26 protein-coding genes are annotated in these 23,283 nt (G+C 69.2%); 22 read left to right on the plus strand and 4 right to left on the minus strand.

What is annotated here, in order from left to right:
• The first annotated feature begins 8 nt into the window (after positions 1-8).
• The 5 genes from proC to EV192_RS04925 all read left to right on the plus strand — a co-directional run bounded on the left by proC (position 9) and on the right by EV192_RS04925 (position 3,497).
• A complete protein-coding gene (gene proC / locus EV192_RS04905; protein WP_132111479.1) occupies positions 9-818 on the plus strand; it encodes a pyrroline-5-carboxylate reductase in 810 nt (269 codons plus the stop codon).
• Between the two features lie 154 nt (positions 819-972).
• On the plus strand, positions 973-1,194 hold the full coding sequence (locus EV192_RS04910) for a helix-turn-helix domain-containing protein (RefSeq protein WP_132111481.1): 222 nt from the start codon (positions 973-975) through the stop codon (positions 1,192-1,194).
• A 120-nt stretch (positions 1,195-1,314) separates the two neighbouring features.
• Positions 1,315-1,416, plus strand: a complete 102-nt coding sequence (locus EV192_RS04915; protein ID WP_076993459.1) for a 30S ribosomal protein bS22 — start codon at positions 1,315-1,317, stop codon at positions 1,414-1,416.
• Positions 1,417-1,549: 133 nt separating this feature from the next.
• Entirely contained in the window at positions 1,550-2,509 is a 960-nt protein-coding gene (locus tag EV192_RS04920) for an NAD-dependent epimerase/dehydratase family protein (protein ID WP_132111483.1), read from the plus strand.
• Positions 2,510-2,567: 58 nt separating this feature from the next.
• Positions 2,568-3,497, plus strand: a complete 930-nt coding sequence (locus tag EV192_RS04925; protein WP_243726637.1) for a lysophospholipid acyltransferase family protein — start codon at positions 2,568-2,570, stop codon at positions 3,495-3,497.
• Between the two features lie 9 nt (positions 3,498-3,506).
• On the opposite strand, the gene EV192_RS04930 is transcribed toward EV192_RS04925, so the two are convergent.
• From EV192_RS04930 to EV192_RS04940, 3 genes are all read right to left on the minus strand, one after another.
• Positions 3,507-3,926 carry a PASTA domain-containing protein gene (locus EV192_RS04930; RefSeq protein ID WP_132111487.1) on the minus strand — a complete coding sequence of 140 codons (420 nt, stop codon included), beginning with the start codon at positions 3,924-3,926 and terminating at the stop codon, positions 3,507-3,509.
• Positions 3,927-3,953: 27 nt separating this feature from the next.
• Positions 3,954-4,853: an HAD family hydrolase gene (locus EV192_RS04935; RefSeq protein WP_243726638.1), complete on the minus strand. Its 900-nt coding sequence runs from the start codon at positions 4,851-4,853 to the stop codon at positions 3,954-3,956.
• A 63-nt stretch (positions 4,854-4,916) separates the two neighbouring features.
• On the minus strand, positions 4,917-5,963 hold the full coding sequence (locus tag EV192_RS04940) for a DUF5667 domain-containing protein (protein WP_132111492.1): 1,047 nt from the start codon (positions 5,961-5,963) through the stop codon (positions 4,917-4,919).
• A gap of 140 nt (positions 5,964-6,103) precedes the next feature.
• Between EV192_RS04940 and EV192_RS04945 the strand changes: the two genes are divergently transcribed.
• Positions 6,104-7,228 (plus strand): WD40/YVTN/BNR-like repeat-containing protein, encoded by a 1,125-nt coding sequence (locus EV192_RS04945; protein ID WP_207925884.1) that lies wholly within the window; start codon positions 6,104-6,106, stop codon positions 7,226-7,228.
• Here EV192_RS04945 and EV192_RS04950 read toward each other — a convergent pair.
• Positions 7,164-7,790 carry a sigma-70 family RNA polymerase sigma factor gene (locus tag EV192_RS04950; RefSeq protein ID WP_132111494.1) on the minus strand — a complete coding sequence of 209 codons (627 nt, stop codon included), beginning with the start codon at positions 7,788-7,790 and terminating at the stop codon, positions 7,164-7,166. The genes EV192_RS04945 and EV192_RS04950 overlap by 65 nt on opposite strands.
• 193 nt (positions 7,791-7,983) lie before the next feature.
• Between EV192_RS04950 and EV192_RS04955 the strand changes: the two genes are divergently transcribed.
• From EV192_RS04955 to EV192_RS05030, 16 genes are all read left to right on the plus strand, one after another.
• A complete protein-coding gene (locus EV192_RS04955; protein ID WP_132111496.1) occupies positions 7,984-9,414 on the plus strand; it encodes an AMP-binding protein in 1,431 nt (476 codons plus the stop codon).
• Positions 9,415-9,426: 12 nt separating this feature from the next.
• Positions 9,427-9,654 carry a glutaredoxin family protein gene (locus EV192_RS04960; RefSeq protein ID WP_424923347.1) on the plus strand — a complete coding sequence of 76 codons (228 nt, stop codon included), beginning with the start codon at positions 9,427-9,429 and terminating at the stop codon, positions 9,652-9,654.
• A 515-nt stretch (positions 9,655-10,169) separates the two neighbouring features.
• Positions 10,170-11,720, plus strand: coding sequence for a molybdopterin-dependent oxidoreductase (locus EV192_RS04965; RefSeq protein WP_243726707.1), 1,551 nt, complete (start codon positions 10,170-10,172; stop codon positions 11,718-11,720).
• A 312-nt stretch (positions 11,721-12,032) separates the two neighbouring features.
• On the plus strand, positions 12,033-12,827 hold the full coding sequence (locus tag EV192_RS04970) for a redox-sensing transcriptional repressor Rex (RefSeq protein ID WP_279492786.1): 795 nt from the start codon (positions 12,033-12,035) through the stop codon (positions 12,825-12,827).
• The gene (locus tag EV192_RS04975) at positions 12,824-14,140 is read left to right on the plus strand and encodes a glutamyl-tRNA reductase (protein WP_132111502.1); all 1,317 of its coding nucleotides are present in this window, start codon (positions 12,824-12,826) and stop codon (positions 14,138-14,140) included. Before EV192_RS04970 ends, EV192_RS04975 begins: the two co-directional genes overlap by 4 nt.
• Positions 14,137-15,108 (plus strand): hydroxymethylbilane synthase, encoded by a 972-nt coding sequence (gene hemC, locus EV192_RS04980; RefSeq protein ID WP_132111504.1) that lies wholly within the window; start codon positions 14,137-14,139, stop codon positions 15,106-15,108. Before EV192_RS04975 ends, hemC begins: the two co-directional genes overlap by 4 nt.
• Positions 15,108-16,667, plus strand: a complete 1,560-nt coding sequence (locus EV192_RS04985) for a bifunctional uroporphyrinogen-III C-methyltransferase/uroporphyrinogen-III synthase (RefSeq protein WP_207925885.1) — start codon at positions 15,108-15,110, stop codon at positions 16,665-16,667. Before hemC ends, EV192_RS04985 begins: the two co-directional genes overlap by 1 nt.
• Before the next feature lie 21 nt (positions 16,668-16,688).
• Complete coding sequence (hemB, locus tag EV192_RS04990; RefSeq protein ID WP_132111508.1) at positions 16,689-17,666, plus strand: porphobilinogen synthase; 978 nt, start codon at positions 16,689-16,691, stop codon at positions 17,664-17,666.
• A gap of 16 nt (positions 17,667-17,682) precedes the next feature.
• Positions 17,683-18,132: a hypothetical protein gene (locus EV192_RS04995; RefSeq protein WP_132111510.1), complete on the plus strand. Its 450-nt coding sequence runs from the start codon at positions 17,683-17,685 to the stop codon at positions 18,130-18,132.
• Between the two features lie 7 nt (positions 18,133-18,139).
• On the plus strand, positions 18,140-18,640 hold the full coding sequence (locus EV192_RS05000; protein ID WP_132111512.1) for a hypothetical protein: 501 nt from the start codon (positions 18,140-18,142) through the stop codon (positions 18,638-18,640).
• Entirely contained in the window at positions 18,637-19,071 is a 435-nt protein-coding gene (locus tag EV192_RS05005) for a hypothetical protein (RefSeq protein WP_132111514.1), read from the plus strand. Before EV192_RS05000 ends, EV192_RS05005 begins: the two co-directional genes overlap by 4 nt.
• 13 nt (positions 19,072-19,084) lie before the next feature.
• Positions 19,085-19,432, plus strand: coding sequence for a hypothetical protein (locus EV192_RS05010; protein WP_132111516.1), 348 nt, complete (start codon positions 19,085-19,087; stop codon positions 19,430-19,432).
• Between the two features lie 72 nt (positions 19,433-19,504).
• Positions 19,505-20,797 (plus strand): efflux RND transporter periplasmic adaptor subunit, encoded by a 1,293-nt coding sequence (locus EV192_RS05015; protein WP_132111518.1) that lies wholly within the window; start codon positions 19,505-19,507, stop codon positions 20,795-20,797.
• Positions 20,794-21,528 (plus strand): ABC transporter ATP-binding protein, encoded by a 735-nt coding sequence (locus EV192_RS05020; protein WP_132111520.1) that lies wholly within the window; start codon positions 20,794-20,796, stop codon positions 21,526-21,528. The genes EV192_RS05015 and EV192_RS05020 overlap by 4 nt, the downstream gene beginning before the upstream one ends.
• Entirely contained in the window at positions 21,525-22,721 is a 1,197-nt protein-coding gene (locus EV192_RS05025; RefSeq protein WP_132111522.1) for an ABC transporter permease, read from the plus strand. Before EV192_RS05020 ends, EV192_RS05025 begins: the two co-directional genes overlap by 4 nt.
• Before the next feature lie 9 nt (positions 22,722-22,730).
• Positions 22,731-23,279 carry a hypothetical protein gene (locus EV192_RS05030; protein WP_132111524.1) on the plus strand — a complete coding sequence of 183 codons (549 nt, stop codon included), beginning with the start codon at positions 22,731-22,733 and terminating at the stop codon, positions 23,277-23,279.
• The last annotated feature ends 4 nt before the right edge of the window (positions 23,280-23,283 follow it).

Here is a 23,283-nt window from a genome sequence, read left to right on the forward strand (position 1 = left end):
TGTCCGGCATGACGACCATCGCTGTGCTGGGGGCGGGGAAGATCGGTGAGGCGCTGCTGTCCGGGCTGCTGTCCGGCGGCCGCCTGCCGGAGCAGCTCATGTTCACCGAGCGCTACGCCGAACGAGCGGCGGCCCTGACCAAGCAGTACGGCGTCCGCGTGGTCGACGTCCCGACGGCCGTCCGCGACGCCGAGGTGCTCGTGGTGGCCGTCAAGCCGCAGGACATCGACCCGGTACTGGACGAGTTGGCCCCGGTCATCTCGCCCCGCAACCTGGTGGTGTCGCTGTGCGCCGGCCTGCCGACGTCGCTGTACGAGCGGAAGCTGCCAAACGACGTGCCGGTCGTCCGGGTCATGCCGAACACCCCGATGCTGGTCGGCCAGGCCATGAGCGTGATCTCCGCCGGCCGGCACGCGTCCCCGCAGCACCTGGTGCTGGTGGAGGAGATCCTCGGCACGGTCGGCGAGGTCATCCGGGTGCCCGAGTCGCAGCAGGACGCCGTGACGGCCCTGTCCGGCTCCGGCCCGGCGTACTTCTTCTTCCTGGTGGAAGCCATGATCGACGCGGGGATCCTGCTGGGCATCCCGCGGAACGTGGCGGAGAAGCTGATCATCCAGTCGGCCGTCGGCGCGGCCGCCATGCTCGCCCAGACCGGCGAGCACCCGGTGACCCTTCGTGAGGCCGTCACGTCGCCCGCGGGCACGACAATCATGGCCATCCGTGAACTGGAGCGCCATGGGGTGCGCGCGGCGCTCCTCGCGGCCATCGAGGCCGCGCGCGACCGTTCCGAGGAGCTCGGCAAGGCGCACGAGTCGTGAACACACCCTGCACACGCTGGGTGTCCTGCCAGTACGCCTGACGGAGGTCGCATCTGTCACACGTGTCCCGCTACTCTCTTGAGAAGCACGTGCGTGTCGATACTGTCGATGGGGAAGATCGGCAGCGCGACGCGTGGCTAAGGACGCGTGAACCATGCCGACCAACCAGCAACGAAGTTCAGAACCCACGGCCATCTCCTCGGTGCAGTTCCTGACCGTCGCCGAGGTGGCCAAGATGATGCGGGTGTCGAAGATGACCGTCTACCGGCTGGTGCACTCCGGTGACCTGCCGGCGGTACGGGTGGGGAAGTCGTTCCGGGTACCGGAGCAGGCTGTCCACACCTACCTGGAGAACGCGTACTTCGACGCCGGCTGACAGCCAGGCGAGGAGCCCGGGTGACCGCCGGGTAAACTCGGCGGTCGTTCGTGCTGTGCCCCTGATTGTGCGACCATGCGGGCTCAGTCCCCATCGAGACAGACAAGGCAAGGAACCCGTATGGGCTCGGTTATCAAGAAGCGTCGGAAGCGGATGTCCAAGAAGAAGCACCGCAAGTTGCTGCGCAAGACGCGGCACGCGCGTCGCAAGCAGGGCAAGTAACCCGCTGCGCCGATCGGGTGATAACCGTGGAAAGCATGTGTGACCTGCGTTAACACCTCGTATCCGGGACCGGTAACAGTCAGGTCACGGGGGTAGGCTACTGGCGGTCAGTACGCCTGTAGCAGGGAGACGCATGGCGCCCAAGGTCGTCTTGGTCACCGGAGCGGGCGGGTACGTCGGAGCACATCTGGCCGCACGCCTCGCCGCCAACCCGGACATCGAACGAGTTCTCGGAGTGGACACCGCTCCGCCCGCCAGCAGCCTGCTGAAGGCCATGGGCCGGGCGGAGTTCGTCCGCGCCGACATCCGCAATCCGCTGATCGCGAAGGTGCTCAGCTCGGCCCGGGTGGACACGGTCGTCCATGCCGCGACGACCGCGAACCCGCCGGGCCCGTCCCGCCGCACGGTCATCAAAGAGATGAACGTGATCGGCACCATGCAGCTGCTCGCCGCGTGTCAACGGTCGCCGCTGGTCCGCAATCTGGTCGTGAAGTCCAGTGCGGCGATCTACGGCGCCGGCGCGCGGGTACCGGCGGTGTGCACAGAGGACATGGCGCCCAAGGCGAGCAGTGGGTACGCCAAGGACGCGGTCGAAGTCGAAGGCTACGTGCGGGGTTTCGCACGCCGTCGCCCAGACGTCCGCGTCACTGTGACCAGGCTGACGAACATGATCGGCCCGGGTGTGGACACTGTGCTCACACGGTATTTCGCGTTGCCTGTCGTACCAACCGTGCTCGGGTACGACGCGCGCGTGCAGTTGCTGCATCCCGAGGACGCGCTAGCCGTCCTCGAACGCGCGACCGTCGCGGATCTGCCAGGCGTGTACAACGTCGGCGGCGACGGCGTGCTGTCGTTGTCACAGGCCATCCGGCGCGCGGGCAAGCTGCCCGTGCCCATGCCGCGGGCGGCGTTGCCCGCGGCCGGCCGTGTCCTCAAAGGCGTGGACTTCTCCGACGACCAGATCCAGTTCCTCAACTACGGCCGGGTCGTGGACACCACACGGCTGAAGCGCGACTTCGGGTTCGAGCCGAAGTGGAGCACCCGGCAGGCCTTTGACGACTTCGTACACGACAAGAGACGTATCGATGGGTGAACCGCACATGCAGGAAGCTCAAGTCATTCCCCTGCGCAGCCCCGCACAACGTCGTCGGATGGGGAACGGCCGCGCGGTCGCGCGACCCGTTCCGGACACGCGCCCCCCAGTCGAACCGACCCCGCTGCACCCGCGGCCAGAGCCGACCGGCATCAGGCAGAGCCTGGCCGACGCGCTCGGTTTCGTGCGCAAGCGGCTGGCCGGTGACTACTCGGTCGACGAGTTCGGCTTCGACCCCCAGCTCACCGACAACGTGCTCATGCCGCCACTGAAAGTGTTGTACGACAAGTGGTTCCGCGTGGAAGCGCGCGGCACGGAGAACCTGCCGGCGGACGGTGGCGCCCTGGTGGTGTCGAACCACTCGGGCACGTTGCCGGTGGACTCGGTGATGACCGCCATCGCGGTCCACGAGAACACGGCGACCAGCCGGCACCTGCGGATGCTCGGCGCGGACCTGGTCTTCCAGATCCCGGTCCTCGGTGCCCTGGCGCGCAAGACCGGCCAGACGCTGGCGTGCATGGCGGACGCCGAACGGCTGCTGCGGTCCGGCGAGATCGTCGGGGTGTGGCCGGAAGGCTTCAAGGGCGTGGGAAAGCCGTTCAAGGACAGGTACAAGCTGCAACGCTTCGGCCGGGGCGGGTTCGTCGCGGCGGCGCTGCGCACCGGCGTGCCGATCATCCCGGTGTCCGTGGTGGGCGCCGAGGAGATCTACCCGAAGATCGGCGAGGTGAAGCCGCTGGCCAGGCTGCTGGGCCTGCCGTACTTCCCGATCACGCCGACCTGGCCGTTGCTCGGCCCGCTTGGCGCGGTCCCGTTGCCGTCCAAGTGGTACATCGAGTTCGGCAGTCCGATCAGGACGGACGAGCACGACCCGGCCGACGCGGACGACCCGGCGGTGGTGTTCAACCTGACCGACCAGGTCCGGGAGACGATCCAGCAGACGATCTACCGCCTCCTCGACCAACGCCCCGGCGTCTTCCGCGGCTGACACACGGGCTCACGGGCACTGCTCCTCGTTCTTCACGGCGGCGAAGTCGATCACCGACTTGATGGTGATCGACGTGCCCGCGGCCGGCGTCTGCGCGCAGATCTTCCAGTTGCGGTCCAGGACCTGCTGGCGTTTCTTGCCGGTGGCGTCGTGTGACGTGGTGAGGAAAAGCGGGTCGCCGGTCAGCTTCTGCATCTGGTCCTGGGCGGCCTGTAGGTTGTTGCCCACCAGGTTGGGCATCTGCCACGCCTTGCCCGGACTGGGGGCGGTGGATCCGGTGGTCGAGGTCGGCGCCGGGACGGGGGTCGGCTGCTGAACAGTCGCCTGCATGGTCGCCGTGGCCGCCTTGCTGCCAACCGAAGACCCTGTCCCCGGGTTGCATCCGGCGACAAACAGCGCCAACAGCACCAGCGTTGCGAATCTGGTCACATCTTCAGAGGTACCACGAATGCGCGGTTACGACGCTTCGCGTCTGCGGTACGCCAACCCGACCGCGATCGCCCCGGCCAGCGCGCCCGCGCCGAGCACCGACGGCACGCCGATCTTCGCCGCCTTGCGGCCGGTCCGGAAGTCGCGGATCTCCCAGCCGCGCTTGCGGGCCACGTCCCGCAGGTCACCGTCCGGGTTGATGGCCACCGCGGTGCCCACCACCGACAGCATCGGCACGTCGTTGACTGAGTCCGAGTAGGCCGAGCAGCGCCGCAGGTCCAGGCCCTCGCGGGCGGCCAGTGCCCGGACCGCGTGCGCCTTGGCCTGGCCGTGCAGCAGGTCACCGACGAGCTTCCCGGTGTACACGCCGTTCTCGCTTTCCAGGACCGTGCCCAGCGCGCCGGTCAGGCCGAGCCGGCGGGCGATGATCGCGGCCAGGTCCACCGGGGTCGCCGTCACCAGCCAGACCCGCTGGCCGGCGTCCATGTGCATCTGCGCGAGCGCCCTGGTGCCCGACCAGATCTTGTCGGCCATCAGCTCGTCGTAGATCTCCTCGCCGTGCGCGCGCATCTCGTCGACGCCGTGGCCGGCGATGAAGCCGAGGCCGGTTTCCCGGCTGCGCTTGATGCCTTCCTTGCTCTCGCTGCCCATCAGCCGGAACTTGGCCTGCTCCAAGGCGAACCGGGCCAGGTCACCGGTGGTGAAGAACTTGCGCGCGGCCATCCCGCGGGCGAAGTGGAAGATCGACGCGCCCATCATCATGGTGTTGTCCACGTCGAAGAAGGCGGCCGCGGTCAGATCCGGCGGCCCGCTGACCGGAGGTGCCTCGAGCTCCATCGCGACCGCGGCGTCGGCGGAGGCTGCGCCGGCAAGGACGGCCAGCCGTTCCAACTCCGGTTGTTTCTCCTGTTCACGCCTGCGGGTCACTGCCGAGCCTCCGGGAAAATCACGAGTTACCCCCATCAAGACAGGGTACTGACCCGAAGGAGATCAACCGATCCGGATCGCCGGGAGTCCGGGGAGCAGGGCCGGAATTTGCAGGATTGGTATGGGCAGCGAGGGCATGTCGGGGTCGGCCGGCCGGGTCGGTGGGGTGGGTACGGGTACCGGCACCAACGGGACCGGTGGCGCGGACGTGGTCAGCGGGGTCGGCGCCGCCTCCGACGGGGCCGCGGGCGGTGGCGTCTGCGGAGCGGACGTCTTCACCTTCGGCGGGTTGCCGGGCGGGCTTGGCACGCCCGGCGGCAGGGTGTTCGCCGCGGGCCGCTGGCAGGCGTCCGAGGCGGGCAGCAGGCCGATGTCGTCGGACGCACCGGTGGTGATCTGGTAGCACTCGACCCGGCCGAGCAGGGCCGTGACCCGGTCGGCGATCCGGACGAGGAGCTGCCGCGACTCCCGCTCCTTGTCCCGCGCCTGGATCGGCAGGCGCGGGTCGAGCGCGGCCAGCCGGCCGTCCTGCTGGCCGGACCAGACCTTCAGGGTGTTCAGCTGCTGCAGGTCGCCCCGGGTGGACAGCGCGATCAGCTGGCGGGACGCCTGCGAGGTGTCGTTGTCGAAGTCCGTCAACGCCGTCAGGTAGCCGCCGACGGGGGCGTTGCCCAGGTCGGGGTGCAGTTCGGCGAGCTTCGTCATCTCGTCGACCCGGGCCGCGGCGAACTCCAGGCGCTTGAGGGCCTTGGGCTGGTCACCGAACGTCAGGCCCATCGAGGCCGCCTCGGCGGTCTTTTTTACACCGTAAAGCGCGTCGCCGGGCAGCGCGTCCTTGGACAGCAGAAAACTCATCCCGGCCAAGGCGAACACCAGCGCGAGCGCGGCCGCGAGGGCCACCGCGAACCGGCCGCGCCGGGAGCTGACAGCCGGTCGGGCCGCGTTGAGCACACGTTTGCGCATCCGTGCCCGGGCCAGGTCGTCCGGCTTGACGTCGATGTCGCGCAGCGCCGCGACGATCGCCAGCTCGGCGTCGAACTCGGGATCGGATGTGCGCGACTCCACAGCGCGAGCGAACCGCTCGGCCTGGTCGTCTGACGCGCTGTCCACCGGTCTCCCTGGGGTAGCCGACATCTCGAATCGATGCTCAGGTCTTCGGAAGAGATAACGAATCCATCGCACTCACAGTTACGGCCGGCGGGCAACCCCGTTCAGTGGTCAACCGTCTCCGGATAGTGAGGATCCGTGTCGTGCTCGCCGCGCTGGCGGGCCTACTCGTCTTTTCTACTCCTTCCTACGCAGGCCAGGCGGGCTTTTTGCCGTCCTCGACCAGCTGGCTCACGGCCAGCCGGGGTGCGGTGTTCGGCTACACGCCCTGCGGCGGGGACCTCTGTCCCGCGCTGCTCGGCACCGTCGACGGGGGTGCCACCTGGCACGCGCTGACCCCGCCGCCGGTGAAGCTCCCTGACAACCACAACCAGGTCCAGCTCACCGTCATCGACCGGCGCACCAGTTTCGTCTCCGACGGGACTTCGTTGTGGGCCACCAACGATTCGGCACGCAGCTGGTACCAGATCAGCCTGAGCGCCTTACGCACGCCGTTCTTCATTTCGAAGGTCGCGATCTCACACGGCAAGGTGTTCGCCGTGGCGCAGTCCCTCGGAAACGGGGAAGAGGATTTCACCCAGATCTACTCGGCCCCGGTCGGGGCGACGATTCTGCGGCCACTCGCCGGATTCGTCGCCAAGGGCGGCATCAACTACGGCGACATCGCCGTGGACGGCAACGTCATCCAGCTCTACCTCGGCGCCGACTTCGCGTCCGAGCAATACGGCTACTCCGTGGACGGAATTCACTTCCGGGTGGCGCCCTCGCCTTGCCCGGTGGCGAACTTCGCCCGCCTCGGCGGCATCAGGGACGGCCGGCCGATGGTGTTGTGCAACGGCGGCGGCGGCTCGCCCGCGCCCGGCCACATGACCCGGCAGGTGTGGACGGCTCCGCAGCTCGGCGGCACGTTCGAGGCGTCCGCGCCGGCCCCGGACGTGGGCATCACACAGGGCTTCGGACCGGCCTCGCCGCAGAACATCACAATCGCCGCGGTCGGCGGTGGGATCGGAATCCTGCACAACAGTTTCGACGGCGGCCAGACCTGGAAGTCGCTCACCCTGAGCGAGCGCGGATTCGGTCTTTTCGACCTGCGTTTCGTGACCGACAAAGTCGGTTTCGTGGTGGACGGCACGCCGGACTCCGCGGACGGTTCCGCGGTATTCCGGTCCGTCGACGCCGGGCACACCTGGCAGGAAATGAAGATCAACGCCACCCGTTGGGCAACAACTGGGCAAGGCGGCGGACCGCCCGGTGCTGAAGCGCTTTGATGGCCCCTTCGTTGCGGTGCATCAGCTCAGCGGTCTCGGCCACCGAAAGCCCTTGCAGGAAACGCAGGGCGATACATTCACGCTGATCGTCGCCGAGCTGCTCGACGCACCTGAGCAGCTCGGCGTTCGTGATCTTCGCCATGACCTGCTGCTCGGGGCCGACCTGGACGGTGCGGTCGTCGTCCACCTCGGCCTTGGTCACCTCCAGCCGGAACCGGCTGGACTTGACGTGGTCGAGCACGAGGTTGCGGGCGATCGTCACCAGCCAGGCGCCCACATCCCGGCCCTGGTAGGTGACGGACGCGATCCGCCGCAGCGCCCGCAGGAACGTCTCGCTCGTCACATCCTCGGCCAGTTCGCGGTCGCCGACCCGGAACAGCACGTACCGATAGACGACGTCCACATAGCGTCCGTACAGCTTGCCGAAGGCGGAGGTGTCGCCGCGTTGGGCGCTGTGCACCAGCTCCCACGCCTGGCGGTGTTGGACGTCCGGCTCCTGGTCCGTGCCAGCATCCGGCCGTGGTTGGGCGCTGGAACGCGCCTGCCACGACGGTGAAGGCATGGGTACTCCCTCGTCGGTTCTCCCGAGCGACCGCACCGCCGCGCCGGAGCCATAGCGCAGCATACGGGTTGTTACTGCGAAGTAGGTAGCGGGTTGGATATGAGGATGAGACACGATATGCGCACCTACGTGACGCAAGTGAGGCATGCCACACTGCGTGTCGAAACCCAAAGACCCATTCGGAGGTTCAGCCATGGCGGAGGCGCCGCGCAACGTGTCCGACCTGGTCGCGGACGCGGCCAGGCAGGCACCTGACCGCCTCGCGTTCGCCGAGGCCGGTAGCGACGTGGTGGTGACCTGGGCCCAGCTGGACACCGCGGTCAACGCCGAGGCGCGCCGCCTGCTCGACGACGGGCTGCAGCCCGGCGAGCGGGTGGCCATCCGGCTGCCGACCGGCGTCGCGCTCGTCACGTCCCTGTTCGCGGTGATGCGCGCGGGCGGCATCGCGGTGCCGATGGCGGTGGACCTTCCTGATCGTGAACGCGCCCGCATCACCGACCACAGCACACCCAGGTTCGTGATCGACGAACCGCCCGCCGGTGGTGCCGCGGAACCCGTTGCGGCCGTCTCCGGCGGCGAGGACATCGCTGTCCTTTGCTACACGTCCGGGACCGCGGGTGTGCCGCGTGGCGTGATGTTGTCGCATCGGGCGCTGCTGGCGAACGTCGCCCAGTGCGCCGCCCTGAAACCGGCTCCGGTGACGTCCACCGACCGGGTCCTGCTCGCGGTGCCGCTGTTCCACGCGTACGGCCTGGGGCCGGGCGTGTTCCAGGTCGCCGCCGCGGCCGCCTCCGGCGTGCTGATGGACCACTTCAGCGTCGAACCGGCCCTGCGGGCGTGCAAGGAGTTCCGGATCACCGCGATCGTCGGCGTGCCACCGATGTACCAGGCGTTCGCCCAGGTGCCGTCGGACCAGCTGGACGACGCCCTGTCCACACTCCGCCTGCTGACCTCCGGCGCGGCCCCGCTCGACCCGGCGACGTTGGCCGCCATGCGGGCCGCGACCGGCCTCAACGTCTTCGAGGGCTACGGCCTGACCGAGACCGGCCCGGTGGTGACCTGGACCCTGGTCGGCGGCGTGGCCAAACCCGGTTCGGTCGGCCGGCCGCTGCCCGGTGTCGAGCTGCGACTCGTGGACAGCGACGGAACACCCGGCGGCGAGGACGAAGAAGAGGACGCCGGTGTGGTCTCGGTCCGTGGCGCCAACCTGTTCTCCGGCTACTGGCCCGACGGCGCGCACGGCCCCGACGCCGACGGATGGTTCCGCACCGGCGACGTGGGCTACCTCGACGACGACGGCGACCTGCACCTGGTGGACCGCGCGAACGACCTGATCATCGTGAACGGCTTCAACGTGTACCCGCACGAGGTCGAGCAGGTGTTGGCGGAACTGCCGGACGTGGTCGAGGCGGCGGCCGTCGGCGTCCCCGACGAGCGGACAGGCGAGCGGGTCAAAGCGGTGCTCGTGCTGAAATCCGGCGCGGCCCTGACCGAGGCGGACGTGCACGCGCACTGCACGGCCCGGCTGGCGAAGTTCAAAGTGCCGGGCCCGGTCGAGTTCGTCGACGTGCTGCCCCACTCGATCACCGGCAAACTGCGCCGCGCGTCACTGCGTAACGTATAGCCCGTGCCCCAAGTGATCGTGGTCAGCCGGCATGAGTGCCACGCGTGCGAACAAGCCGAAGCGGACGTGTCCCGGATCTGCGGCGAACTCGGCGTGCCGTGGACAACCCAGGACGTCGACGCCGACCCCGAACTGCGCGCCGAGTACGGCGACCGCGTCCCGGTGATCCTCATCGACGGCGTGGAGCACGGCTACTGGAAGGTGGAGGAGGCCCGGTTCCGGGCCGCCCTCACCCGATAGCTCAGCAGCTGTTGTCCATCTGGTCGAACCGCTTCTTCGGTCTTTCATTGACAGGTGCCCAGCATGTCCACGAGGGCTTCGGCCTGTTTCCGCAGATCCCTGCTCGTCGATGCCTTGACATACGCTCGTCCGGCGTCGGCGCAGCGGTTCGGGTTCTTCGCCAACTCGACGATTCTCAGATTGTCGGATCGGGGTCGGTGACCGGCGGCAGGACCGCCGGAAACGGCTGGTCCTGTTGCCGCACAGGCAATGCGCCACTTGGCCGCGGTTCGACCTGCGGAGTGGCCGGATCGGACGGTTGCGGTACTGGGGACGGGTCAGGGCTTTCTTCGGTCATCGTTATCCCCCAATGGGACGATAGTTACGCGGGGGTGCGTTCGGAGCGGATGATTTCCCACCGCCCCGGTGTGGTGCGAATCGCTCCAATCGGGCAGAACGTAACGGAGTTCTTACCGTTTCCGTCGAGATGATGCGAACGAGTTGATCCAGGGCATCGAATGAAGGGTGTGAAGCAGTTGAACACCGAGCAGGTCGATGTCGCGGTCGCCGCCCGTGGTGACGACGACGGCAGGCTTCCCAGGGCGCGCGCGAGCCTGGTGGGCGTCATCTCGGTCGCCGCCGCGCTGGCGTTCGGGCATCTGGTCGCCGGCGTGATCGACTCGAACGCCTCGCCGCTGCTGGCCGTCGGCAAGACCGCGATCGACATCACACCCAAGCCGATCCAGGACTGGGCCAAGGCGACCTTCTACACGTACGACAAGCTCGTCCTGTTCATCGGCATGGGCCTGGTACTGCTCGGGATCGCGGTGGCGGCCGGGCTGGTGTCCCGGCGGTCGTCGACACCCGGCGTGATCATCGCCGTCGTCATCGGGATCGTGGGCATCGTCGCCGTCATGGTCCGGCCGGACGTCGGCCAGCTGTCCGTGCTCGCGCCCGTGGTCAGCCTGGTCACCGGCGCTGGGGTGTTCCGGCTGCTGCACCGCCGCGCATACGAGATCGTTGACGACGCGGACCGCCGGAAGTTCCTGAAGGTGTCCGTCGGTGTGGTCGCCGGGGTCGGCGTCGCCGGGGTCGCCGGGCAACTCCTGGCCAACCGGGTCGACGTGGAGGGCTCCCGGACCGCGGTCGGCGCGCTCGCCCCCACCACGCCGGCGCCGCCCGTGCCTACGGGCGTCGACTTCAGCCCGGCCACGCCGCGGTTCCTCACGTCCAACCGCGACTTCTACCGGATCGACACCGCGCTGACCGTGCCCAAGCTGCGGGCCGAGGACTGGGCGCTGCGGATCCACGGCGCCGTCGACAAAGAGCTGACCCTGCGCTACGAGGACATCCGGCAACGTCCCCTGATCGAGCGAACCATCACGCTCGCGTGCGTGTCCAACGAGGTCGGCGGTGACCTCATCTCCACGGCCACGTTCATCGGCGTCCCGCTCCGCGACATCCTCGCCGACGCCGGCGTCAAACCCGGCGCCGACCAGCTGTTCTCCACCAGCGTCGACGGGTTCACCTGCGGCACGCCGGTCGCCGACGTGCTGGACCGCGGGATGCTGGCGATCGGCATGAACGGCGAGCCGCTGCCGGTCGAGCACGGGTTCCCCGCCCGGATGGTCGTCCCCGGGCTGTACGGGTACGTGTCGGCCACCAAGTGGGTCGTGGACATGAACTTCAACAAGTTCACCGACGCCAACGCCTACTGGATCGACCGCGGCTGGTCCCAGAAGGCCCCGATCAAGACCCAGTCCCGGATCGACAGCCCGCACAGCCAGGACACCGTCAAGGGCACCAGGGTCACCGTCGCCGGCATCGCCTGGGCGCAGACCCGGGGCATCGGCAAGGTGGAGGTCCGGGTGGACGGCGGCGACTGGCGGCCCACCCAGCTCGCCACCGAGGTGACCGTGGACACATGGCGGATGTGGAAAGCCGACCTGGACATCCGACCGGGCGATCACACGGTCGAGTGCCGAGCGACCGACAAAACCGGCTACACCCAAACCCAGGACCGCGCCGACCCGGCCCCCAACGGAGCCACCGGCTGGGACTCGCGAACCTTCACCGTCAGCACCTGATCCGGGACAGCCACACACCCAGGCCGGAGTTTTGCCCGACACCCAACCCCGGTTTGGCCGCGCCGGTCATTTACGCCCCAGAACACGCCCGACATCGCCCCAGGCACGGCGAGACCCAGCCCCGAGCGGAGATGTCGGTCGCGTGGGCTGGGGTGGAAATGGCCGGCTGAAGGCGGCCAAACCCGTCCGAGCGGAGCGAGGACAATCAGGCACTGCCTGCGACTTTGTGCATCCGTTCACAAATGGCTACCGTAGTCCCGTCACCATGGCTTCTTCGGTGACGATCATCCGGGTCTGGTGAGGAGTAGCAGCGTGGCGGCAGCGCGGGGTCAGCGTGGCGGCGACCGGGAGATACCGGCCGCACCCGGCGCGACCGAGGTCACCATGCCCATCCCGCCCGTGACCGACACGCCGATGCAGCGCGCTCGGACGATCCCCGAAGCGGCTGTCGCTCGGCTCGCCGTGTACCTGCGAGTGCTGTCCGGCATGGCAGAGCAGGGCGTGATCACCCTGTCCAGCGAGGAGCTCGCGGCCGCGACGGGGGTGAACTCTGCCAAACTGCGCAAGGATCTCTCGTACATCGGGTCGTACGGCACGCGTGGCGTCGGGTACGAGGTCAGCGTCCTGGTCGACCAGATCGAACGCATCCTGGGTCTGACCCGCAGCCACAGCGTGGCAGTGGTCGGAATCGGTAACCTCGGACATGCCCTCGCCAACTACGGCGGGTTCCCGAGCAGAGGTTTTCCCGTGGCCGCTCTCTTCGACGTCGACCCCGATCTCATCGGGGTGCCCGTCGGCGGCATGCCGGTCAGCCACATCGACGACATCCCCAAGGTCTGCCACGAGCGGGAGATCTCCATCGGCGTGATCGCGACGCCGCCCGCTGCCGCGCAGGCCGTGTGCGACCGGTTGGTCGCCGGGGGTGTGGCGAGCATCGTGAACTTCGCCCCCGTGGTGCTGCAGGTGCCCGACCACGTTGAGGTGCGGAAAGTCGATTTGGCGGTCGAGCTCCAAATTTTGTCGTTCCATGTGGCGCGCAGAGCGGACAGTATGAATGTCAACGGCGTGGCGCTGCCGAACGACAACGGGGTGGTGATCGGGCGATGAGTGTCCTCGCCGTGGGTCTTTCGCACCGCACGGCGGAGGTCGACCTGTTGGAGAAGGTCGCGCTGTCCGCTGACGGGGTGCCCAAGGTCCTCGCGGATCTGCTGCAGAGTTCGAACGTCTCCGAGGCGCTGGTGGTCTCGACCTGCAACCGGGTCGAGGTCTACGCGGTCGTCGAGGCGTTCCACGGTGGCCTGTCGGACGTGGTCGAAGTGCTCTCCCGGCACTCCGACCAGCCCGTCGCCACGTTGTACAAGCACCTGTACGTGCACTACGCGGCCGCCGCGGTCGAGCACCTGTTCACCGTCGCGTCGGGTCTCGACTCGATGGTCGTCGGTGAGGCGCAGATCCTCGGCCAGGTCCGGTTGGCCTACAACGCGGCCAAGCAGGCCGGCACGGTCGGGCGCGTCCTGCACGAGTTGTCCCAGCAGGCGCTGCGCGTCGGCAAACGCGCCCACTCGGAGACCGAGCTGGACCAGGCCGGCGGATCCGTGGTCACGGAGGCGTTGTCGGACGCGGAAGCCGCGCTTGGCGGCCTCGCCGGACGCAACGCGCTCGTGGTCGGCGCTGGCTCGATGGGTGGGCTGGCCGTCGCCGCCCTGCGACGCGCCGAGATCGGCCGGGTCGTGATCGCGAACCGCACCCGCGCCAACGGCACCAGGCTCGCGGATTCCCTTGCCGAGTACGACATCCCAGCCGAGGCCGTCGGCCTGGCGGACCTGGCTGAGCAGATCGCCGCGGCGGACGTCGTCGTGTCGTGCACCGGCGCGGTGGGTGCCGTCATCACGCACGGGCACGTCGCCCAACGGTCGACGCCGCTCGTCATCTGCGACCTCGGCCTGCCGCGGGACGTCGAACAGGGTGTCGGCGAGTTGCCCGACGTCACTGTCGTGGACCTGGAAAGCCTGCAACGTCGGCTGTCCGACACGCCCAGCGGCCAAGGTTCGCTGCGGGCCGCGCGGATCGTCAGCCAAGAGGTGCAGGCGTACCTGGCCGCCCAGCGCTCCGCCGAGGTCACGCCGACCGTGACCGCGTTGCGCCGGCGGGCCGCCGAGGTCGTCAACGCCGAACTGCTTCGGCTCGACGCCAAGCTGCCGGGCCTGGACACCGAGGTGCGCCAGGAGCTGGCGCGCACGGTCAACCGGGTCGTGGACAAGCTGCTGCACACCCCGACCGTCCGGGTGAAGCAGCTCGCCGCGAACCCCGCGGGCGCCGGCTACGCCGACGCCCTGCGTGAGCTGTTCGCGCTCGACCCGGCCGCCCCCGACCGGATCGCGGGCTCCGAATTGCACACTGTGGACGGTGAACGGGAGTGAAGCGGACCATTCGCCTCGGAACCCGCGGCAGCGCGTTGGCGTTGGCGCAGACGCAGACCATCGCCGCGATGCTGGAGAGTGCCGCCGGCATCCACACCGAGATCGTCACCGTGTCCACCCCCGGTGACCGCTCGGACAAGCCGATCCCGGAGATCGGCATCGGCGTGTTCACCACGGCGGTGCGCGACGCGCTCGCCGACGACCAGGTGGACGTCGCCGTCCACTCCTACAAGGACTTGCCCACCGCGCCGGACCCTCGGCTCGCGCTCGCGGCTGTGCCGCAACGCGAAGACCCCAGGGACGCGTTGGTGGCGCGGGACGGGCTGACGCTCGGCGAGCTGCCGCCCGGATCGACCGTCGGAACCGGCTCGCCACGCCGGGCCGCCCAGCTCGAAGCGCTGGGTCTCGGCCTGGCGATCGTCGGCCTGCGCGGCAACGTGGACACTCGGATCCGCAAGGTCACCGACGGCCAGCTCGACGCGGTCGTGCTGGCCAAGGCGGGCCTGAAACGGCTCGGCCGCCTGGATGTGATCACCGAGGTGATCGAACCGATCCAGATGCTGCCGGCGCCCGCCCAGGGCGCCCTCGCGGTCGAGTGCCGCGTCGACGACGTCGACGTCGAACACCTTCTTCGCTCCATTGTGGACGATCAAGCCACCAGGGCTGCCGCAGCCGCCGAGCGCGCCATGATGGCGACGCTCGAAGGCGGATGCAACGCGCCCGTTGGCGCACTGGCCGATGTCGTGGAGGACCTCGACGACGACGGGCGCGTGGTGATGCGCCTGTCGTTGCGTGGCGTCGCCGCGGTGTACGCGAAGGACGACAAGGGCAAGCCCGTTGTCGTGGACCTGCTGCGTGCTTCGGCCACTGGTGACCTGACCGCTGCCGAGCAGCTCGGCCGTGACCTGGCCTTGGAACTGCTCGACCTCGGGGCCGGTGTGCTGTCGGCTCCCGAGGGCCGTAGTTGATGGGAAGTGCCCTGAATATGACGACCACCCCCACTCGTGCACGCAAAGCTCCTGGACGCGTGGCATTCGTTGGCTCCGGTCCGGGTGACGCCGGGCTGCTGACCGTTCGCGCCAGAGAGCTGCTCGAGCGAGCCGAGCTGGTCGTGACCGACCCGGACGTGCCGGCCGGCGTGCTGGCGTACGTGAACGGTGCCGCCGAGGTCCGGCCGGCCGTCGGCGAGCCCGGCGACGTGGCCAAGGACCTCACCACCGAGGCCAAGGCGGGCCGGTCCGTGGTCCGCCTGGTCGCCGGTGACCCGCTGACCCAGGCTCCGGTCGTGGCCGAGACGCACGCGGTGGCCAAGAGCACGATCGCGTTCGACGTGATCCCCGGCGTTTCGGCGGGCACGGCCGTGCCCGCGTACGCCGGGGTCGCGCTCGGCTCGACGCACACCGAAGTGGATGTGCGCGGCGCGGTCGACTGGGCCGGCCTGGCCGGCACCCCGGGTCCGATCGTGCTGCACGCCAGCTCCAGCCACCTCGCCGAGGCCGCGTCCGCGCTCGTCGAACACGGCCTCGCGGCGCAGACGCCGGTCGCCGTGACCTCCGACGGCACCGGCTCCTCGCAGCGGACCATCGACACCACCCTGGCCTCGCTGGCCGCGGACGCCGGCGAACTGGTCGGGCACCTGGTGGTCACGGTCGGGCAGGCCGTCGCCGGCCGCTCGAAGCTGTCGTGGTGGGAGTCGCGGGCGCTGTACGGCTGGAAGGTCCTGGTGCCGCGCACCAAGGACCAGGCGCAGGAGATGTCCGAGCGGCTGCGGACGCACGGCGCCATCCCGTCCGAGGTGCCGACCATCTCGGTCGAGCCGCCCCGGTCCCCGGCGCAGATGGAACGGGCCGTCAAGGGCCTGGTCGACGGCCGGTACCAGTGGGTGGTGTTCACGTCCACCAACGCCGTCCGCGCGGTGTGGGAGAAGTTCGCCGAGTTCGGCCTGGACGCGCGGGCGTTCTCCGGCGTGAAGATCGCGTGCGTCGGCGAGTCCACGGCCGCGCGGGTGCGGGCGTTCGGCATCATCCCCGAGCTGATCCCGTCCGGTGAGCAGTCCAGCGAGGGCCTGCTCGCGGACTTCCCGCCGTACGACGACATCCTCGACCCGGTCGACCGGGTGCTGCTGCCCCGCGCCGACATCGCCACCGAGACCCTGGCCGCCGGGCTGCGTGACCGTGGCTGGGAGATCGACGACGTGACGGCGTACCGGACCGTGCGGGCCGCGCCGCCGCCCGCCGACACCCGCGAGATGATCAAGACCGGTGGGTTCGACGCGGTGTGCTTCACCTCGTCCTCCACGGTCCGCAACCTGGTCGGCATCGCGGGCAAGCCGCACGCCCGGACGCTGGTGGCGTGCATCGGCCCGAAGACCGCCGAGACCGCCCGTGAGTTCGGCCTGCGGGTGGACGTCCAGCCGGAGTTCGCCCAGGTGCCTGCCCTGGTGGACGCCCTGGCCGAGCACGCGGCCCGGCTGCGGGCCGAAGGCGCCCTGCCACCGCCGCGGAAGACCAAGCGAGCCCGCAGGTAACCCGACCTGAGTGGAGCCCTGATGTTCCCGAGCCACCGTCCCCGCCGGCTCCGGCGAACGGCCGCGACGCGGCGGTTGGTGAGCGAGACGACGATCCGGCCGGAGCAGCTCGTCCTGCCGATGTTCGTGAAGGAAGGGCTGGCCGAGCCGGTCGCCCTCACGTCGATGCCGGGTGTGGTCCAGCACAGCCGTGACTCGCTGCGGAAGGCCGCCGCGGAGGCGGTGGCGGCCGGGGTCGGTGGCCTGATGCTGTTCGGCGTCCCCGAACGGCACGACGCGGTCGGCTCGGGCGCGACGGACCCGGACGGGATCCTGAACGTGGCCCTGCGCGACGTCCGGGCCGAGGTCGGTGACGCCACGGTGTTGATGTCCGACCTGTGCCTGGACGAGTTCACCGACCATGGGCACTGCGGCGTGCTGGACGCGCACGGCAACGTCGACAACGACGCCACGCTTGAGGTTTACGCCGAGATGGCCGTGGCGCAGGCGCATGCCGGCGCGCATGTGCTGGGACCGAGCGGAATGATGGACGGCCAGGTGGCCGTGATCCGCAGCGCGTTGGACGACGCGGGCTTCGAGGACACAGGCATCCTGGCGTACTCCGCGAAGTACGCGTCAGCGTTCTTCGGCCCGTTCCGGGAAGCCGTGGACTCCCAGCTCAAAGGCGACCGCAAGACGTACCAGCAGGACCCGGGCAACATCCGGGAAGCGCTCCGGGAGATCCAGCTCGACCTCGCCGAGGGCGCCGACATGGTCATGGTCAAGCCGGCGCTGCCGTACCTGGACGTGATCCGCGCGGCCGCCGAGATGTCGGACGTACCGGTGGCCGCCTACCAGGTGTCCGGCGAGTACTCGATGATCGAGGCCGCCGCCGCGAACGGCTGGATCGACCGGGACCGGGCGGTACTGGAGGCGTTGACGGCCATCCGCCGCGCGGGCGCGGACATCGTGCTCACGTACTGGGCGGTCGAGGTCGCGGGCTGGCTCGACGGACGTTGAAGGTAACGTTCGCGCCGTGAAGATTCGCATATCGGGCGGTGACACCGACGCCCCACCGGTCGTCCGATACTCGTTCTGGACGTGGATATTCGCGGGCGCGGTCGGCCTGATCGACGCCGTGCTGCTGTGGTCGGTCAAGAACGCGCTGGTGGATCAAGCCATCAGGCAGAACACCAACTCGACGGTGTCCGCGGACCAGATCCGGTCCGGCGCGGACAACCTGGTGTGGTTCGTGACCATCACAGCGGTCGTGTTCGCCGTGGCGTACGCGTTCTTCGCCTACCGGGCCAGGGACGGTATCCGGTCGGCGCGGACGACGCTGCTCGTCGTGGGTGTCTTCCACCTGCTGCTGAGCATGCTTGTGACCGTCAGCTACCTCGTGCTTTTCTCGGTGCTGCTGTCCATCGTCGGGATGGTCCTGCTGTACCTGCCGACCGCGCGGGCGTACTTCAACCCCGAGCGTTAGGAGCGAAGTGTCCGACCACCAACCGCTGTTCCCCGGGCCCGCCCGGCCGCCGGGCACCGTGCCGCCCGTGCCGAAGCCGCCGGTGCCGAAAGAGGTCACCATCGCGTTCGTGATCTGGGTGCTCACCGCGGTGGTCGGGGCCGTGGTGCAGCTGGTCAACCTGGATCCGCTGGTCAAGTCGTACCAGCGGCAGCTCGGCAACTCCGGCCAGAGCGACGTGCTCAGCTACGGCGAACTGCGGACCGCGGCGTTCGCCGGGGTCATCGTCGCCGCCCTGCTCTGGTTGTTCTTCGCCTGGAAGATGCGGTCCGGAAAGAACTGGGCGCGGGTCGTTCTCAGCCTGCTCGCGGTGGTCGGGCTGATGGCGCAGGCCGTGGCCGTGGGCTTCAGCGACGTCCTCGCGATCGTCGAGGTGCTGGTCACCGCCACCGGCCTGGTGTTCATGTTCATGCCGCCGGCCAACGCGTACTTTGGGCAGTTCCGCCGGCAGCCCTTCCTCCGGCCATGACCCAGCCGGTGCTGTTCTCGGAGCCGGGGTCCACCTGGTGGCCCGCGTTGTGGGGGCCGATCTTCGCGGTCGTCGGCGCCCTGGTCGAATGGCTCACCGGTCCGGTCCACACGGTCGGCTGGACGGTCGTCGGCCTGGTGCTCGCTGGCGCTGGCGCGGCGTGGGCGTACGGCAGGCGCCAGGTGTGCTCGGTCGAACTGACCCCGGAAACCCTGCGCCAGGGCCGGGAAACGATGGACGTCTCGAAGATCGCGGCCGCTGACGAGGAAGTCGGGACACCCATGGCCGCGCGCGTGCTCGGAACCGGATGGGCCGTGCCGCGCAAGTTCGAATCCGTACCTGTTCGGTTACAGGACGGCACCACGGTCGTCGCGTGGGCGCGGGACGGCGAGGCATTGCGGGTTGCCCTGCAAAAGCTTGTCGAGTCGTGAGAAGCTGCGTGCTGTGACCGCCCAGCCCGAGACCGCGCAGGAACCCGAGGTTCCCGAGTCGCCGCCGTATCGCGCCCGGTTGAACCAGCCGCGCCGCGCGTTCGTCGGCGTCGCCGAAGTGGTGGTCGCCGGTTTCCTGGTGTGGCTGGCGTTCTGGCTGTGGGCGAAGGCACCGGTCACCATCACCCAGTCGTTCGGCGACGGGCAGCCGCCGTATGTGTCCCACCGATACTTCGGCCACTGGCTGTCGCTCTCGATCCTGTCCGGTACGGTCGCGGCGGTACTCGTTCTCGACGCGGTCCGGGAGTTCGTCCTGGCGGTTCGCGCGCGCCCGCGCGCGAAAGGGCGTCGTAGGCGATAAGTCCAGCGGTTCCCAGGAAACTCCCAGCCTCCTCCCAGCCGGTCGGCATCTGATACGAAGAGCATTGCCGCCATGAGACGCGGACGCCGTGCGTGGTTGATCAACGGAGTGTTAGTGGTGGCTCTGCTCGCCGCCGGCTGGGGTGCGTACAAGTTCCTGTGGCCCAGCTCGAACCAGGCGACCCCCACGAACGTGCGGACAGTCGCGGTACAGCGCGGAACCGTCGTCGACACGGTGTCGGCCGCCGCGACCGTACAGAGCAGCTACACCGCGACCGCGGACTTCGCCGCGAGCGGCACGATCACCCAGATCAACGTCAAGGTCGGCGACCACGTCAGCAAGGGCCAGCAACTGGCCAAACTGGACGACTCCCAGGCCCGGCTGCAGCTCACCGCCGCCAAGTCCAGCCTGACCGCGGCCCAGGACAACCTGGCGACCGCGCAGGCCAACGCGGCGACCGCGACAGCCACCCCGACCAACAGCCCTGGCGGCCAGAACTCCCAACAGAACGCGCAGCAGAGCGTGAAACAGCTGCAGGCCCAGGTGGACCAGGACAAGGTCAGTGTGAACACCGCGCAGCAGAACCTGGACAACACCACCCTGGTCGCGCCGGGCGACGGTACGGTCACCGCGATCAACGGGACCGTCGGCCAGCGGGCCGGTTCGTCCGCCGGCGGCACAGGCGGGTCCGGTTCGGGCTCCGGCTCCAGCGGGTCGGGTTCGTCCGCGTCGTCGTCGAGTTCGGCGTCCGGGCTCATCGTGATCACGAACCTGGGCGGCCTGCAGGTCCGCGCCAACCTGGCCGAGATCGACGTGGCCAAGGTGAAAGCCGGCCAGGACGCCACTGTGACGCTCAACGCGATGCCGGACAGCCCGCAGCCCGCCAAGGTCGCGTCCGTCGACCTGACGGCCACGAGCGGCAGCAACAACGTGGTGACCTACGGCGTCACCCTGACCCTCAACCAGGCGCCCGCGAGCCTGCGGCAGGGCCAGTCCGCGAGCGTGTCCATCACGGTCTCGGAAGCCGACGACGCGCTCGTCATCCCGTCGGCCGCGATGCAGACCCTCGGTGCCGCGCACACCGTCAACGTGGAGGTCAACGGGCAGTCCGTGCGTCGGAACGTCGAGATCGGCGTGCGCAGCGAGTCGTTGGTGCAGATCACGTCCGGCCTCGCCGAGGGCGACCAGGTCGTCCTGGCCACGACCACGCCGCCGGCGACCGGTCAGAACGGGCAGCGCGCCGGCGGTGGGCTCGGCGGCGGTGGCTTCGGCGGCGGTGGTGGTGGCGGGTTCGGCGGCGGTGGCGGAGGAGGCGGCGCACGGACAGGCGGCGCTGGTGGCACTGGTGGCGGGACCGGGCGATGAGCACCATTCCGGTCGATTCGGTCGTCAAACCGGTCATCGAGGTCACCGAGCTGCGTAAGACGTACGGCCACGGGGAGACTGCGGTGCACGCGCTGCGTGGCGTGGACATGACCGTGTGGCCGGGTGAGTACCTGGCCATCATGGGCGCGTCCGGCTCCGGCAAGTCGACGCTGCTGAACGTGTTGGGCTGCTTGGACGTTCCGACTTCGGGTGCGTACAAGTTGGACGGCATCAGTGTGGGCACGCTGAACGAACGGCAGTTGTCGTTGGTGCGCAACCGGAAGATCGGGTTCGTGTTCCAGTCGTTCAACCTGGTGCCGCGGACCACCGCTCTGTCCAATGTGGAGCTTCCGTTGATCTACGCGGGCCTGCGGCGCAAGGAACGCCGGCAGCGGGCCGCCGCGGCCCTGGCCATGGTCGGCCTGGCCGACCGGGCCGGGCACCGGCCGAACGAGCTGTCCGGCGGCCAGCAGCAGCGGGTCGCCCTGGCTCGTGCCCTGGTGACCGGACCGGCCATGGTGCTCGCCGACGAGCCGACCGGAAACCTGGACAGCGAAAGCACTGCCGAAGTCCTGAACGTGTTCGACAGTCTGAACCGCAGCGGCCGCACGATCGTGATGATCACGCACGAGGACCATGTGGCCGCGCACGCGGCCCGGACCGTGCGAGTGTCCGACGGCCAGATCATCGAAGACACGGCGCAGTGGCGAACGACAGGAGCGCTCACATGAGCTTCGTCGAGATCCTGCGGTTCGCCATCCGGGGCCTGACAGCGAACAAACTCCGGTCCGCGCTGACCACGCTCGGCCTGATGATCGGGGTCGCCGCGGTGATCCTGCTCGTCGCCGTGGGCAGCGGTGCCTCGGCCGCGATCCAGAACAGCATCGCCGGCCTGGGCACCAACGTGCTCACCGTGTCGCGGGCCGGCGGCCAGGGCGCCACCACCCGGCCGTTGACCGTCCAGGACGCGAAGGCACTCGTCGACCCGCGCGGCGCGCCGGACGTGAAGGCCAGCTCACCCGTTGTGTCCACTTCGGTCACCGCGGTCTACGCCGGCAACAGCTACGACATCCCCCAACTGGTCGGCACCGACCCCGCGTACTTCAGCACGTCCAACAGCCCGCTGGCGGACGGTGCCAGCTTCACCACCGAGGACGTCTCCGAAGGCCGCAAGGTGATGGTCCTCGGCGCGACCGTCGCCCAGGAACTGTTCCCCGACCAGGAACCGGTCGGCCAGCAACTGCTGGCCAACAACATCCAGTTCACCGTGATCGGCGTGCTGGCCACCAAAGGGTCGTCCGGTCTGAACAACGCGGACGACACCGCGATCGCCCCGCTGACCGCGGTCCAGAACTCGCTCGCCGGCTATGGCGCGGTCAACCAGATCATCGTGCAGGCGCAGAGCGCGGACGCGATGAACGCGGCACAGGCCGAGGTCACCGCGATCCTCACGGCCCGCCACCGGATCTCCGCCAACCAGACCACCGACTTCCGCATCCTCAGCCAGACCCAGCTGCTGGCCACCCGCACGACCGCGACCGACACGTTCACCGTCCTGCTGGCGTCGGTCGCCGCGATCTCCCTGCTGGTGGGCGGGATCGGCGTCACGAACATCATGCTCGTCACGGTCACCGAACGGATCCGTGAGATCGGCATCCGCAAGGCCATCGGCGCGCCGAAGTACGCCATCCTCGGCCAGTTCCTCACCGAGGCGACCCTGTTGAGTCTCTTCGGCGGCGCCCTCGGGATCGCCGCCGGCGTGATCGGCAGCCAGTTCACCATCGCCGGCATCAAACCCGTGGTGGTGCCCGGTTCGATCCTGCTCGCGTTCGGCGTGTCCGCGCTGATCGGCCTGTTCTTCGGCAGTTACCCGGCGGGCAGGGCCGCCGCACTGCGTCCGATCGAAGCCCTGCGCCATGATTAGGAGAGGTAGATGACGCAACCACAGCAGCAGCCGGAACAGGTGATCGGCACCCCGGTCGGCGGCAACATCGACCAGGAGCTCACCCAGGCCAAGCGCGGCGTGGGCAAGGTCACCATCGGGCTCGGCGTCGCGGTGCTCGTGGTCGCCGCGTTCTTCGGCGGCATCTGGGTGCACTCGGCGACCGCCAGTTCGAACACCCCCGCGGCGGCAGGCCCGCAGGGACCGGGCGGTGGCGGCCGCAACGGCACCGGCCGGCCCGGTGGCGGCGTTCCCGGTCAGGGCGGACCGGGTGGGCAAGGCGGTCAGGGCGGCGGCGGTTTCCGTGGCGGCACCGCCGGAACCATCGACCACATCGACGGCACCACGGTCTACGTCAAGATGCAGAACGGAACCGTCGTGAAAGTGTCCACAACGGACTCGACCAAGGTCGAGCTGACCCAGCCGGGCAAGCTCACCGACCTCAAGGCCGGCGACGGCGTCCTGGTCCAGGGCCAGCGCGGCAGCGAGGACAACTCCGTCACCGCCCAGGCCATCACCACCCGCCCGACCAACCAGTAGCTCG

The organism is Actinocrispum wychmicini (genome assembly GCF_004345645.1).
GTDB classification, from domain to species: domain Bacteria; phylum Actinomycetota; class Actinomycetes; order Mycobacteriales; family Pseudonocardiaceae; genus Kibdelosporangium; species Kibdelosporangium wychmicini.